General features: G+C 71.2%; 12 protein-coding genes. 10 read left to right on the forward strand and 2 right to left on the reverse strand.

Going from position 1 to position 12,531, the window contains the following annotated elements:
- Positions 1-80: 80 nt before the first annotated feature.
- From AA0Y20_RS04215 to AA0Y20_RS04260, 10 genes are all read left to right on the forward strand, one after another.
- Complete coding sequence (locus AA0Y20_RS04215; protein WP_412937661.1) at positions 81-1,442, forward strand: extracellular solute-binding protein; 1,362 nt, start codon at positions 81-83, stop codon at positions 1,440-1,442.
- A 50-nt stretch (positions 1,443-1,492) separates the two neighbouring features.
- On the forward strand, positions 1,493-2,440 hold the full coding sequence (locus AA0Y20_RS04220; protein ID WP_412937662.1) for a carbohydrate ABC transporter permease: 948 nt from the start codon (positions 1,493-1,495) through the stop codon (positions 2,438-2,440).
- Entirely contained in the window at positions 2,437-3,375 is a 939-nt protein-coding gene (locus tag AA0Y20_RS04225) for a carbohydrate ABC transporter permease (RefSeq protein WP_412937663.1), read from the forward strand. Before AA0Y20_RS04220 ends, AA0Y20_RS04225 begins: the two co-directional genes overlap by 4 nt.
- Complete coding sequence (locus tag AA0Y20_RS04230) at positions 3,372-4,253, forward strand: NAD-dependent epimerase/dehydratase family protein (RefSeq protein WP_413332054.1); 882 nt, start codon at positions 3,372-3,374, stop codon at positions 4,251-4,253. The genes AA0Y20_RS04225 and AA0Y20_RS04230 overlap by 4 nt, the downstream gene beginning before the upstream one ends.
- On the forward strand, positions 4,250-5,509 hold the full coding sequence (locus tag AA0Y20_RS04235; RefSeq protein ID WP_412937665.1) for an enolase C-terminal domain-like protein: 1,260 nt from the start codon (positions 4,250-4,252) through the stop codon (positions 5,507-5,509). Before AA0Y20_RS04230 ends, AA0Y20_RS04235 begins: the two co-directional genes overlap by 4 nt.
- 70 nt (positions 5,510-5,579) lie before the next feature.
- Entirely contained in the window at positions 5,580-6,872 is a 1,293-nt protein-coding gene (locus AA0Y20_RS04240) for a DUF4038 domain-containing protein (protein WP_412937666.1), read from the forward strand.
- The gene (locus AA0Y20_RS04245) at positions 6,869-7,816 is read left to right on the forward strand and encodes a sugar kinase (RefSeq protein ID WP_412937667.1); all 948 of its coding nucleotides are present in this window, start codon (positions 6,869-6,871) and stop codon (positions 7,814-7,816) included. The genes AA0Y20_RS04240 and AA0Y20_RS04245 overlap by 4 nt, the downstream gene beginning before the upstream one ends.
- On the forward strand, positions 7,813-8,418 hold the full coding sequence (locus AA0Y20_RS04250; protein WP_412937668.1) for a bifunctional 4-hydroxy-2-oxoglutarate aldolase/2-dehydro-3-deoxy-phosphogluconate aldolase: 606 nt from the start codon (positions 7,813-7,815) through the stop codon (positions 8,416-8,418). Before AA0Y20_RS04245 ends, AA0Y20_RS04250 begins: the two co-directional genes overlap by 4 nt.
- Positions 8,418-9,257, forward strand: coding sequence for a hypothetical protein (locus tag AA0Y20_RS04255; protein ID WP_412937669.1), 840 nt, complete (start codon positions 8,418-8,420; stop codon positions 9,255-9,257). The genes AA0Y20_RS04250 and AA0Y20_RS04255 overlap by 1 nt, the downstream gene beginning before the upstream one ends.
- 12 nt (positions 9,258-9,269) lie before the next feature.
- Entirely contained in the window at positions 9,270-10,289 is a 1,020-nt protein-coding gene (locus AA0Y20_RS04260; protein ID WP_412937670.1) for a LacI family DNA-binding transcriptional regulator, read from the forward strand.
- Between the two features lie 26 nt (positions 10,290-10,315).
- Here AA0Y20_RS04260 and AA0Y20_RS04265 read toward each other — a convergent pair whose 3' ends face one another.
- Together AA0Y20_RS04265 and AA0Y20_RS04270 are read right to left on the reverse strand one after the other, a co-directional pair.
- Complete coding sequence (locus AA0Y20_RS04265; RefSeq protein ID WP_023952973.1) at positions 10,316-10,771, reverse strand: recombinase family protein; 456 nt, start codon at positions 10,769-10,771, stop codon at positions 10,316-10,318.
- A gap of 47 nt (positions 10,772-10,818) precedes the next feature.
- Positions 10,819-12,519: a cation:proton antiporter gene (locus AA0Y20_RS04270; RefSeq protein ID WP_412937672.1), complete on the reverse strand. Its 1,701-nt coding sequence runs from the start codon at positions 12,517-12,519 to the stop codon at positions 10,819-10,821.
- Between the last annotated feature and the right edge of the window lie 12 nt (positions 12,520-12,531).

A 12,531-nucleotide genomic window follows, 5' to 3' on the forward strand; every position in this document is an offset into this window, starting at 1 on the left:
TTTGACGTCGTGGGCCGAGAGGTGCTAGACATCGGAGAGCAATCGTTTTTCCTGCTTGCCACTCACATCAAGGAGTTTCAATGACGAAACGTTTCCGTTCCGTCGCGGCCGCCATCGCCGTCGGCGGACTGTCCGTCGCCGCCCTCGCCGGCTGCAGCAGCGATGCATCGGCTCCCGCCGACGGCACCGTCACGATCGAGATCGGCGATCGCCCGACCGCCGATCGGCCTGAGGACCGCGCGTACTACGACGAGCGCGTCGCCGCGTTCGAGAAGGCGAACCCCGACATCGACCTGCAGCCGGTCGAGACGGGCTACGACGCCTCGACGTTCCAGGCGCTCGCCGCCGGCGGCAGCCTGCCCGACGTCATGAGCGTTCCGCTCACCGAGCCGCAGGGGCTCATCAAGCGGAATCAGGCAGCGGACATCACCGATGCGCTCGAGAGCGAGGGGTTGCTCGATGCGTTGAACCCGACCATCCTCGCCCTGACGAAGAACAGCGACGACCGCGTCTTCGCGATCCCGACGAACGCGTACTCCTTCGGGCTCGTCTACAACCGCGATCTCTTCGCGCAGGCCGGTCTCGACCCCGAGAACCCGCCGAAGACCTGGGACGAGGTCCGTGAAGCGGCGAAGAAGATCAGCGACGCGACCGATGCCGCCGGCTTCTCCGTGCTGACGACCGCCAACACGGGCGGATGGCAGTTCACGGGGATGACCTACTCGTTCGGCGGGACGGTCGAGAACGAGGACGGCTCGAAGGCCACCTTCGACGACGCCCCGTCGACCGACGCGCTCGATCTGCTCCAGACGATGCGCTGGGAGGACGGCACGCTGCCCGAGAACACCCTCTACGACGTCCAGTCGCAGGGGCAGGACTTCGCCGCCGGCAAGATCGGCATGATCCTCGGCGCGAGCGACTCGTACTACAACGTCGTCCAGAACCTGAAGCTGCCCGCCGAGCAGTTCGGCATCGGCGGCATGCCCCAGGCCGAGGGAGTGCAGGGCACTCTCAGCGGCGGCACCGTGCAGATCGTCAACCCGAACGCGAGCGACGCCGAGAAGACGGCGGCCGTGAAGTGGGTCGAGTTCTTCTACCTGCAGCGCTTCCTCGATGAGGACACCGCCGTCGACGATGCGCGCGCGTCGAACGAAGCCGGGTCGGTGACCGGTCTGCCCGGTCTGCCCGTCGTGAACGCCGACAAGTACTCCGAGTACTTCACGTGGATCGCCGACTACATCAACGTGCCGAGCGAGAACTTCACGCCCTACCTCGAGGCGTCGGCCGACATCCCGATCGTGCCCGAGCCCGTGAACAACGCGCAGGAGGTGTACGGCGCGCTCGACACCGTCGTCCAGACGGTGCTCACCGACAAGAGCGCCGACATCCCCGCTCTGCTCGCCACCGCTCAGAGCGACGTCCAGTCCCGCCTGAGCCGCTGACCCGACGGGGCGGGCCGACGACCTCGGCCCGCCCCCGACCGGAGGACCCCATGACCGACGTGAGACCGCGGACCCGGATGACGGCATCCGCGCCTGCATCCCCTGAGGCGGCGCCGCCGCGGAGGCGCCGCCGCTGGCGCCCCGGCCTGACGGCACTCGCGATCGCGGCGCCCGCGATCCTCGTCTTCCTCTACTTCTCGTGGGGGCCGATCGTCAGCTCGCTCGCCATGAGCGTGCAGCGCGTCGTCATCGGCGGCGAGAGCAGCTTCGTCGGGTGGGAGAACTTCGCTTACGTCCTCTCCGACCCCGGGCTGCCGCAGGCGACGCTGAACACGATCTACTACACGCTGCTGGCGGTCCTCTTCGGGTTCCCGGTGCCGCTGGCCCTCGCGGTCTTCATCTCCGAGATGCGCTCCCGCAGCTGGTACTTCAGCGCGCTCGCGTACCTGCCGGTCATGGTGCCGCCGGTCGTCGCGATCCTGCTGTGGAAGTTCTTCTACGCCCCCGACGCCGACGGCCTCTTCAACACGGTGCTCGGATGGGTCGGGATCGGGCCCCTGCCGTGGCTCAACTCCACCGCGACGGCCATGCCGTCGATCGTCCTCGAGACGACGTGGGCGGGCGCGGGCACGGCGATCATCATCTACATCGCGGCCCTCACGAGCATCCCCTCCGAGCTCTACGAAGCCGCCGAGCTCGACGGCGCCGGCATCTGGCGCCGCGTCTGGCACGTGACCCTCCCGCAGATGCGCGGGATCATCGCCACGATGCTGCTCCTGCAGGTCATCGGCACGATGCAGATCTTCACCGAGCCGTTCCTCTTCACCGGCGGCGGGCCGCAGGGCGCCACCAAGACACTGCTCATGACGATCTACGACTACGCCTTCGTGCGCGTCGACTACGGCGCCGCGACCGCGCTCAGCGTGCTGCTCGCGGCATCCCTGGGCCTGCTGTCGCTCCTCTACTTCCGACTGACCCGACGCTGGAGCCGAGCATGAGCGCCCTTCTTCCCACCCGGCGTCTCGCGCGGCGTCGTGACGTGACCCCCGAACCGCTGTCGCGGACGAACATCTCGGACAGCGACCGTCAGCGTCCTTCGGTGCGCGTCTGGCTGGGCATCGGCCAGGTCGTCGTGCTCGCCGGCCTGATCATCGCCGGGCTCGGCCCGCTCATCTGGCTCGCGCTGGCGGCGATCTCGCCGACGCAGGATCTCATCCGCGGTCCGTTCTCGTTCTTCGCCAGCGGGACCGTGCAGTGGGAGAACCTCGCCATCGCGTGGGAGCGCGGCCGCATCGGCCACTACCTCACCAACACCGCGATCCTCGCGGCGGGGTCGGTCGTCGTGACCCTCGTCGTCTCGACGACGGCGGCCTTCGTCATCACCGTGCTCCGGCCGCGGTGGGGAAAGGTGTTCTCGGGAGCCATCCTCGCGACGCTGTTCATCCCGTCGATCGTCTCGCTCGTGCCGCTCTACCTGACGGTGCGCGAGCTGCCGGTGCTGGGTGTCTCGCTGATCAACACCTGGTGGGCCGTGTGGCTCCCCGCGGGGGCTGCGGCGTTCAACGTCCTCATCATCGCCCGCTTCCTCGAGGCGATCCCCGCCGACCTGTACGAGGCGGCACGCATCGACGGTGCCGGCCCGCTCCGCATCCTCTGGAGCATCGTCCTTCCGCTGTCGCGACCGATCCTCGGCGTGGTGGGCCTTCTGACGGTCGTCGCGTCGTGGAAGGACTACCTGTGGCCCCTCCTCGTGCTGCCGGATCCCGACAAGCAACCCGTTTCGGTGGCCCTGCCCCGGCTCGCGGACCAGACCGAGCTGAGCGTGCAGATGGCCGCGTTGTTCCTCTCGCTGATCATCCCCGTGGCCCTGTTCCTGATCTTCCAGCGCCAGTTCCTCCGGGGCGCGAGCATGGCGGGCGGGGTGAAGGGATGAGCCGCATCCTCGTCACCGGCGCCGACGGCGAGATCGGTCGCGCCGTCAGCGACCACCTCGTCGCGAGCGGCCATCAGGTCACGGCCCTCTCGCTCGCGTTCGGCGGAGAACACCCCGCCGATCGGCAGATCACGGGCGATGCGACGTCGCGGGTCGACGTCGAGGAGGCGATGCGCGACGCCGACGCGGTGGCGCACTTCGCCGCGATTCCGCACCCGAGTCTCGGCGCCCCGTACGACGTCTTCCGGGTCAACACGTCGGCGACGTTCAACGTGCTCACGCGCGCTGCCGAGGCGGGGGTGAAGCGCGCGGTCATCGCGAGCAGTATCAACGCCATCGGCTACCCGAACAATCCGCATGACACGTTCCCGGCGGCGTTCCCGCTCGACGCCGACACCGCGCCCGACATCGCCGACGCCTATTCGCTCTCGAAACTCGCCGACAAGGCGACGGCCCGATACGCCCATCGTCGGTACGGCATCGACGTGGTCGCGCTGCGATTCCCGCTCGTGAAGTGGCCGCACGTCCTGCACGACGTCGCCGACGAGGTGCGGGCGGACCCCGTGCGGATGGCCCGCGAGGGGTGGGCGTACCTGACGATGACCGACGCCGTCCGCGCCGTCGAACAGGGACTGCGGGCGGATGTCGCGGGCGCCGTGGTCGTTCCGCTGAGCGCACGCGACACCCTGCTCGACGAACCCACAGCCGAGCTGCTGCGTCGCTACGCGCCCGCCGCCGAGCCGCCCCCCGACCTGGCCGGTCACGAGACGCTCGTCGATCTGACGGCTGCCCGGACGCTGCTCGGATTCGAACCGCAGGAGTCGATCCACGACGGCACGGCCACCCCCTATCCGGCACTCGTGAGGAGCGACCGATGACGACAGAGCCCCCGACCTTCGATCAGCCCTGGATGCCGCGCGAGAACGTGCGCATCACGGATGTGCGGGCGATCGTGACGGCGCCCGAGGGCATTCCGCTGGTGGTCGTCCGCATCGACACCGACCAGGACGGACTGTGGGGATACGGCTGTGCCACGTTCACGCAGCGCTGGCAGGCCGTCGTCGCCTTCCTCGATCACCTGCGGCCGCTCCTCGTCGGGCGGTATCCCGGCGACATCGAGGACCTGCTGCGCCTCGTGCGGTTCACCGGATACTGGCGCGAGGGGCCGGTCGGCAACAACGCGCTCTCGGGCATCGACATGGCGCTGTGGGACATCGCCGGCAAACGCGCCGGGATGCCGGTGTACGAGCTCTTCGGCGGTCGGGTGCGGGCCGCCGCCGACACGTATCTGCACGCCGAGGGCGCCGATCTCGACGAGACCACGGCGCACGCGCGCGAGCTCGTCGCCGCGGGGCAGCGCCACGTGCGCATCCAGACCGGCCAGCAGGGGGTCGGGCACTACGGCGCCCCGCCCGTCGCCGGATCTTTCGCGTGGGCGAAGAACCCGGCGGGCTGGCGCGTCGAGGACTATCTCGTCCGCACGCCGCAGCTGTTCGCCCACGTGCGTGAAGCGCTGGGCGACGGGGTCGAGCTGCTGCACGACGTGCACTCACGACTGACCCCGGCGACGGCGATCGCCCTCGCTCGGTCGCTCGAGCCCTACCGGCCCTTCTTCCTCGAAGACGTGCTGGCGCCCGAGCACTGGCACCGTCTCGCGGAGGTGCGCGCGGCGTCGCCGGTGCCGATCGCCGTCGGCGAGCTCGCGACATCCTTCACCGACGCCGCCCGTCTCATCCGCGAGCATCAGGTGGACTACATCCGCAGCCACCTCTCGGATGTCGGGGGTGTCAGCGCCGCGCGCCGGCTCGCCGTCCTCGCCGACATCGAGGGCGTGCGCACGGCCTGGCATTCGCCCGGCGATGCCTCGCCGTTCGCCGTCGCAGCCGCGGTCGCCCTGGACGTGTCCTCGCCCGCGTTCGGCATCCAGGAGGGCCACGTCTACAACGACGAGACGCACGAGGTCTTCCCCGGGATGATCGACATCGTCGACGGGTGGCTGACGCCGAACGACGCCCCCGGGTGGGGCATCGAGCTGGACGAGTCCGCCGCCGCCCGCTTCCCCGCCGGCCTCTCCGGGCACGACGCGTGGGCCGCAGGCGTGCGGGCTCCCGACGGCGCCCTCATCGCACCCTGATCGCGCGGCGCTCCGCGCCTCCGCGCCCACCCGAACCTCGAACCTCGAACCTCGAACCCGAAAGAGATCCATGACCACGTGGTCGATCGCGCCCTCGGGGCGCTGGCTGCTGAACGGCGGCGAACCGACGTTCCTCCTCGCCGACACCGTCTGGGCGGCCTTCGGCGGCCCCACCGAGAACGAATGGCTCGATCATCTCGAGCTCCGCCGACGGCAGGGCTTCAACGCACTGCTGATCAGCGTGCTGCCGATCGAGCACGACCGGTCGACGGGCACGCGCTCGCCGTACGCGCTGCGTGACGGCGCCGTCGACTTCGCGGCCGGCGATCCCGACTACTGGACCGTCGCGGAGCGCATGCTCGAGCAGGCCCGCGAACGCGGCTTCACGCCGATGCTCGTGCTGCTGTGGAACAACTTCGTCCCGGGCACGTGGGGCTCGCGCCTCACCCCCGAGCACGTGCTCAGCGCGCAGCAGACCGAGACGTACGTGCGCGAGACGGTGGCGAGGTTCCGCCGATTCGATCCGATCTGGATCGTGTCGGGCGACGACGACCTCGACGACGACGTCGCGCTTGAGCGGTACAGCTCGGTGGCGGCGTTGCTCCGCGAGGTCGCACCCGGCCAGCTCGTCACATGGCACGACACCCCGACCGCGCGGATGCCGCAGCCGTTGGCCGACAGCGCGCTCGTCGATTTTCACGCGCTCCAATCGGGCCACAACGAGGCGTGGGAGACCTTGCCCGCCGACCTCACCCGCTACTACCGCGCGCTCGACGTCGCGCGGCCGATCATCAACCTCGAGCCCTGCTACGAGGGACTCGGGCGCTTCCGCGGCGCCGCCCGGCATTCGGCCGCCGACGTCCGCCGCGCGAGCTGGACCGGAGTCGTCGCGGGCGCAGCCGCAGGCCTCGGCTACGGCGCCCACGGGGTCTGGTCGTGGCACCGCCGCGGCGAGGGCTTCTCGGCCGAAGACGTGCACGGCGCCCCCTTCCCGTTCTCCGTGGCAGCGGCCTTCCCCGGTGCCGAGGATGTCGCCTACCTCCGCCGGGTCGTCGACGCGGAGCGGCTCTGGGGCCTCGATGAGGCTCCCGATCTGATCGTCCCCGAGCCGTCCGGGGCGGTCGCCGGCCGCACTCCCGAGGGCGTGATCGCCGTCTACGCGCCGACGCCGTTCGCCCTCACGCTCGCCCTGCGCGAGGGGGAGGCCGACGGCCTCGAGGTGACCGTCCACGACCTGTCGGCGCGGCGGCCCGACGCCGCACGGTGGTCCGCGGTCGAGGGCGGCATCCGGCTCGAGCAGCCCGAGTTCACCGGCGACGCACTGTTCGTGCTTCGTCCCGCTCCCCACGAGGGGGAACGATGACCGGCCGGATCGTGACCTTCGGCGAGGCCCTCGCCACCGCGTCGGTCGACGTGACGGGATCGCTGACGCGCGCCACCGTCGCCGGCGCCGAGCTGAACACGGCGGTCGGTCTCGCGCGGCTTGGGCACGACGTCGCGTGGGCGTCTCGGCTCGGCGACGACGCCTTCGCCGGACTCGTGCGCGAGACCCTGCGCGCCGAGGGCATCGATGACCGCCTCCTGGTGGCTGCTCCCGGCGAGCAGACGGGCCTGATCGTCAAGCAGCGTCTCGGCGGCGACGACATCCGCTCGGAGCACTACCGCGCAACGAGCGCGGCGAGTCGGCTGCGCTCCGACGACCTCCCGGCGGCGGCGCTCGACGGTGCCGGCTGGCTGCACGCCACGTGCATCACGCCGGCACTGGGATCCGGCCCGAAGGGGCTGTTCGAGAACGTCCTGCACGAGGCCTCGATGCGCGGCATCCCGATCTCGCTCGACGCCAACCATCGACCGCAGCTCATGTCGGAAGACGAGCTGCGTGCCGTCGTCGACGATTGGCTGGAGGTGGTCGACACGTTCTTCTGCAACGAGGACGAGGCCCGCATCCTCACCGGCTCGACATCGACGGATGCCGCGGTCGAGGAGCTCGCTCGGCGAGGCCCCCGCGTCGTCGTGGTCAAGCTCGGCGGTCGCGGCGCGATGGCCGGAGACGCGGATCGCCGGCGATTCACTCCCGCCTCCGCCGTCGGTGAGCCGACGAACCCCGTCGGCGCCGGCGACGCCTTCGCGGCGGCATGGATCTCGTGCACCCTGCGCGGCTACACCGTCGACGAAGCGCTGCCGGTCGCGGCGTGGTGCGCGGCCCGCGTGGTCGCCGACCCCGGGGACCACGACGGCTTCCCGCGGCGAGCCGAGCTCGACGCCTTCGAGGCGGGGCAGCGCGAGCTCGCGGAGGCGGGACGATGACGGGGGACGTGCGCGCCGCGCTCGGGGCCGCTGCCGTCGTCGCCGTCCTGCGTGCGCCGTCGGAGGCCGAGCTGCGCCGGCAGATCGACTTCGCCCTCGAGACCGGTCTGCCGGTGCTCGAGATCACGACGACCACCCCGGGGTGGGATCGCGTGCTCGCGGAGATCGCCGACGACTCCGCCTTCGACCGCATCCTGCTCGGCGCGGGAACCGTCACGTCGGTCGCCCAGGCTGAGACGGCGCGGGATGCCGGGGCGCGTTTCCTCGTGTCTCCCACGGTCGTGGACGATGCCGTGCGTGCCGCCGCCGGTCCGGCCGTCTTCATCGCGGGCGGTTTCACGCCGACCGAGCTGCGCGCCGCCGCCGGGACCAGCGGCATGGCGAAGCTCTTCCCGGCCGCGAGCGGCGGTCTCGGTCACCTGCGGGCGGTTCGAGACGTGCTCCCCGATGTCGCCATCATGCCGACCGGCGGCATCGGAGTGGACGATGCCGCCGACTGGATCGCCGCGGGCGCCGTGGCCGTCGGGATCGGCGGCGGGCTCTTCCGCGAGCCGGTCGACAGGGTGCGCCGGCTGGTCGAATCGCTCCGGCGGACGCCGTGATGCGGGTGCGCATCGGGTCGGAAGACCTCGTCGCGGTGGTGGAGTCGGACGGGGCTCGCATCTCGTCGCTCCGTCACATGCCCACCGGCCGTGAGCTGCTGGCCTCGACGCCCTGGTCGGACGACCCCGCCGACGGGTTCGTGATGGCCGACTCCAGCGCGCAGTGGCATCGCGCCTATCGCGGCGGCTGGCATCTGCTGCTGCCGCGCGCAGGTGACAGCCCAGCGGCGGCGTCCCCGCCCCAGCCGTTCCACGGTGAAGCCGCATGGCGCACCTGGCGACTCACCGGCAGCCGCAACGCCTGCCGCGCGTCGGTCGTCCTGCGGACCGTCCCGCTCGCGATCGACCGATGGATGTCGGTGCGCGCGAACATGCTCGTGATCGAGACCGCCGTGCGAAACGTGGGGAGCGAGCCGGTCAGCTACGGGTGGGCGGAGCACCCGGCGTTCGCCGGCGACCTGTTCGGTCCGGCCTCGACGGTTCGCTCGGGCGACCGCGTCGTGCCGCTCGACCCGGCGCCGGCGGCATCCTTCGCGGACGTCGCCGCGCCCGCGGGCGCCGTGACGATCACCGCGCCCGACGCCGGGGTCGAGGTCGCGCTCGACTGGGATGCGGAGCTGCTGCCCCGACTGTACGTGTGGCAGGAGCAGCGGGGGAGCACCGGTTTCCCCTGGTGGGGCTCGATGGATGCCGTCGGGCTCGAACCCGCCGCCGACCCCTACGGCACGCCTCTCGACGCGCTCGGAACCCTGAGCCTGGGTCCCGGGGAGACCCGGGAGTCCGTCATCTCGCTGCGTGTCGACCGATCGGGCGATGTCGCGCCGGAGACGAGGTCATAGACTCGGAGCGAGATGGCGAGAAAAGCGATTTCCCTCCGTGACGTAGCGGCTGTCGCCGGCGTCTCGGTGTCGACCGTGTCGAAGGTCCTGCGGGGCCAGGGCAAAGCATCGGACGCGACGCGCGAGCGCATCTTCGAGGCGGCCGAGCGACTCGACTTCCAGCCCAACGCGCTCGGCCAGTTCCTCGTTCAGGGGCGCAGCGCCACCGTCGGGGTGCTCACGATGAACGCGCCCGGCGCCTTCACGATGCCGGTCCTCACCGGTGCGACGACGACGCTCGGCACCCGCGACCTGTCGGTGCTCGTGACCGACGCGCACCTCGACCGCACGCTCCTCGCGGCGACGGTCCGCAAGCTGCGCGCGCGCAGCATCGACGGTCTGCTCGTCGTCGGCGATGGATCCGGATCGGAGATCCGCTCGGTGACCGCCGGGTTCCCCGCGCCGGTGGTCTACGTCTACGGCATCTCCGACGACGCCGCCGACGCGTCATTCGTGCACGACGGCTACGCCGCCGGAAGGCGTGCCGGCGAACACCTCCTCGCCGCCGGCCGTCGCCGCATCGCGCACATCACGGCTTCCGCCGAAGACCATTCGGCGCGCGAGCGGGCGGACGGCCTCGCCGCGGCCCTCGCAGCGGCCGGTGCCGACCTCGCGCCCGAGCTCGTGCTGCGCGGGGATTGGTCACGGGGCTGGGGCCGCGAGGCCGCCGAGCGGCTGATCGTGTCGGGCGAGTCGTTCGACGCCGTGTGCTGCGGCAACGACACGATCGCCCGAGCCGTGATCGCCGCGCTCTCCGAAGCGGGCGTCCGTGTACCGGAGGATGTCGCCATCACCGGGATGGACAACCTGTCGGGCCTCACCGGGCAAGACGACGAGAGCCTCACGACGATCGACTTCCGCCTCGCCGACCTCGGCGCCCGGGCGGCTGCGCACCTCGCCGATGTCATCGACGGTCAGCCGTACGAGCCGGGACTCCACCGTCTCGCGGGCGACCTCGTCGCGGGGGAGTCGACGGCGGTGCCGACCGCCTGACCGCGGCCTGACCGGCCTGACCGGCATCAGGCTTGGCGCGACCCGAGCACCTTCACGATGACGGACCGTCGGCGCAGCTCGGCGATCGTCCGGGTCTCCTCGTCGGCGTCGCGGCCGAGCGCGTGAACGTCGGAGACCACGACGACGTCGCCCGCCGTCAGGTGACCGAACAGTCGCGACAGGCGCTCCTGCCAGCTCTCGCCGGTCTCGGGGGCCGGATGCCGGAAGCCCTCGATCGGAACGCCGAACTGGGCCAGGGCGTCGCGCTGAGCCACGATGCTCGGCATGTCGTCGCGCGAGACGACGAGGCCGACGAGGCGGGCTCCCGCGGGGCGGGCGGCCCACCACTCGGGGCTCGGCTGCAGAGCCGCGAAGCTGTCGGGCAGCTCGTCGACGGGGGAATCGGGCAGCGCGATCGTACGCGTCTCGGCGTAGTCCGCCGCCGGGCGCGTGGTCCGGTCGTCGTCGGTCGGGGTGCTCACCCTCTCATTGTCGCCGACGCGAGAACGGTTTTCAGCACGAGTTCGCGTCAGATGTCGTTCTGACGCATCTCGAGGCTCACCTGCTGCGAATCGAGCCGTCGCTGAGACTCGCGCAGCACCTCGGACGAGAACGCGCCCTCACTCGACAGCTCGAGCAGCCGCGCGCGCATGGCGCCGATCAGCAGCAGCTGCAGCTCGCGCGCAAGGGCTCCGGCATCCTCATCGGCGGCATGCTCCAGCCGGCGACGCGCGATCGTCAGGGTTCGGGCATCCCATCTGCCGCCCTCCTCGACGGCGAGCGTCGGGTCTGCCAGACGATCCATCGCCGCCGTGCGCAGCTCGGCGTCGAGCGCTTCCTCCTCCTCGCGCAGCAGCGAGGCGTCGGCCGCGGTGTTCGGAATGCGCAGCGCCCGCACAAGGCCCGGCAGGGTGAGCCCCTGGAGCAGCAGGCTGATGACGGCGACGAGGAAGGCGGTGAGGATGAGGAGCTCACGCTCCGGCGTGTCGCGGGGGAGGGTCTGCGCGGCGGCGAGCGTCACGACACCCCGCATGCCGGCCCAGACGATGATGGTGCCGTGCTTCCACCCCAGCGGTGACGCCTCGTAGTAGTCGAGGTCGTTGAACGCCCGGGTGACGCGGCTGCGCATGCTTTCCAAGCGTCTGCGTGTCGCACCTGGATTGCGTCCGCGCCCCGCGAAGTCGGGCGGCAGGTTGTCGAGCCGTTCCGAGATCTGCTCGAGCCGGTCGCGCTGACGCAGGCGCGCGCGGCGGCCCTGCACGAAGATGAGCCCGGCGACGTAGGCGGCGCGGATGAGGAGCAGGATCGCGAGCGAGCCCAGGGCGAGGAGGATCGCCTTGCCCGGACCGCTCTGCTGCCGGAAGTTGTCGTCGAGGATGCCGCGCAGCTCGAGCCCCATCACCAGGAACACCCCGCCCTCGAGCACGAGCTCGACGGTGCGCCAGTTGATCTCGTCCGAGACCCGCTGCTCCGCGGTGAACCGCCGGGCCGCGCCTTGGCCGGTCGTGATCCCGGCTGCGACCGCGGCGACCAGTCCCGAGCCGCCGAGGTGCTCGGTGGGCAGGTACGCCACGAAGGGCACGATGAACCCGAGCGCGGTGGCAGCGACGGTGTTCATGCGTGCCCGGACGCGCAGGTTCAGGCCGCCCACGACGACGCCGACGATCACGGCGGCGACGATGCCCCAGACGAAGGTGCCGACCGTGTCGGCGAAGGCGAACCCGCCCGCGACCGCGGCGATCGCGCTGCGCAGCAGCACGAGGGCGGTGGCGTCGTTGATGAGGCTCTCGCCCTCGAGGATCGTCACGACCCGCGGCGATATGCCCAATCGTTTGACGATCGAGGTGGCGACAGCGTCGCTCGGGCTCAGCACCGCACCCAGCGCCACCGCCAGCGGGAACCCGAGCTGTGGCAGCACGAGCGTGAGGAACCCGCCGATCGCGAGCGCGCTGACGACGACGAGGGCGACGGCGAGCCCCGAGATCGACGGCAGGTCACGTCGGAACTCGACCGCGGGAAGGCGGACCGCCGCCGCGTAGAGCAGGGGCGGCAGCACCCCGACGAGGATCAGCTCGGGATCGACCTCGAAGTCGTCGAGGATCGGCAGCCAGGACGCGGTCAGGCCGACGGCGACGAGGATCAGGGGGCCGGCGACCCCCAGGCGTTTCGACAACGAGGTCGAGAGCGCGATCGCGACGACACCGAGGATGAGTCCGGGCAGCAGCTCCATGCGTCCGGCTGC

The sequence above is a fragment of the Microbacterium pratiae genome (assembly GCF_047302165.1).
GTDB lineage: Bacteria > Actinomycetota > Actinomycetes > Actinomycetales > Microbacteriaceae > Microbacterium.

Bases quoted from the DNA above. Each gene is read 5' to 3' on its own strand.
- AA0Y20_RS04255 (WP_412937669.1), top strand. From the start codon at position 8,418: ATGCGGGTGCGCATCGGGTCGGAAGACCTCGTCGCGGTGGTGGAGTCG.
- AA0Y20_RS04215 (WP_412937661.1), top strand. From the start codon at position 81: ATGACGAAACGTTTCCGTTCCGTCGCGGCCGCCATCGCCGTCGGCGGA.
- AA0Y20_RS04220 (WP_412937662.1), top strand. From the start codon at position 1,493: ATGACCGACGTGAGACCGCGGACCCGGATGACGGCATCCGCGCCTGCA.
- AA0Y20_RS04240 (WP_412937666.1), top strand. From the start codon at position 5,580: ATGACCACGTGGTCGATCGCGCCCTCGGGGCGCTGGCTGCTGAACGGC.
- AA0Y20_RS04225 (WP_412937663.1), top strand. From the start codon at position 2,437: ATGAGCGCCCTTCTTCCCACCCGGCGTCTCGCGCGGCGTCGTGACGTG.
- AA0Y20_RS04230 (WP_413332054.1), top strand. From the start codon at position 3,372: ATGAGCCGCATCCTCGTCACCGGCGCCGACGGCGAGATCGGTCGCGCC.
- AA0Y20_RS04245 (WP_412937667.1), top strand. From the start codon at position 6,869: ATGACCGGCCGGATCGTGACCTTCGGCGAGGCCCTCGCCACCGCGTCG.
- AA0Y20_RS04260 (WP_412937670.1), top strand. From the start codon at position 9,270: ATGGCGAGAAAAGCGATTTCCCTCCGTGACGTAGCGGCTGTCGCCGGC.
- AA0Y20_RS04235 (WP_412937665.1), top strand. From the start codon at position 4,250: ATGACGACAGAGCCCCCGACCTTCGATCAGCCCTGGATGCCGCGCGAG.
- AA0Y20_RS04270 (WP_412937672.1), bottom strand. From the start codon at position 12,519: ATGGAGCTGCTGCCCGGACTCATCCTCGGTGTCGTCGCGATCGCGCTC.
- AA0Y20_RS04250 (WP_412937668.1), top strand. From the start codon at position 7,813: ATGACGGGGGACGTGCGCGCCGCGCTCGGGGCCGCTGCCGTCGTCGCC.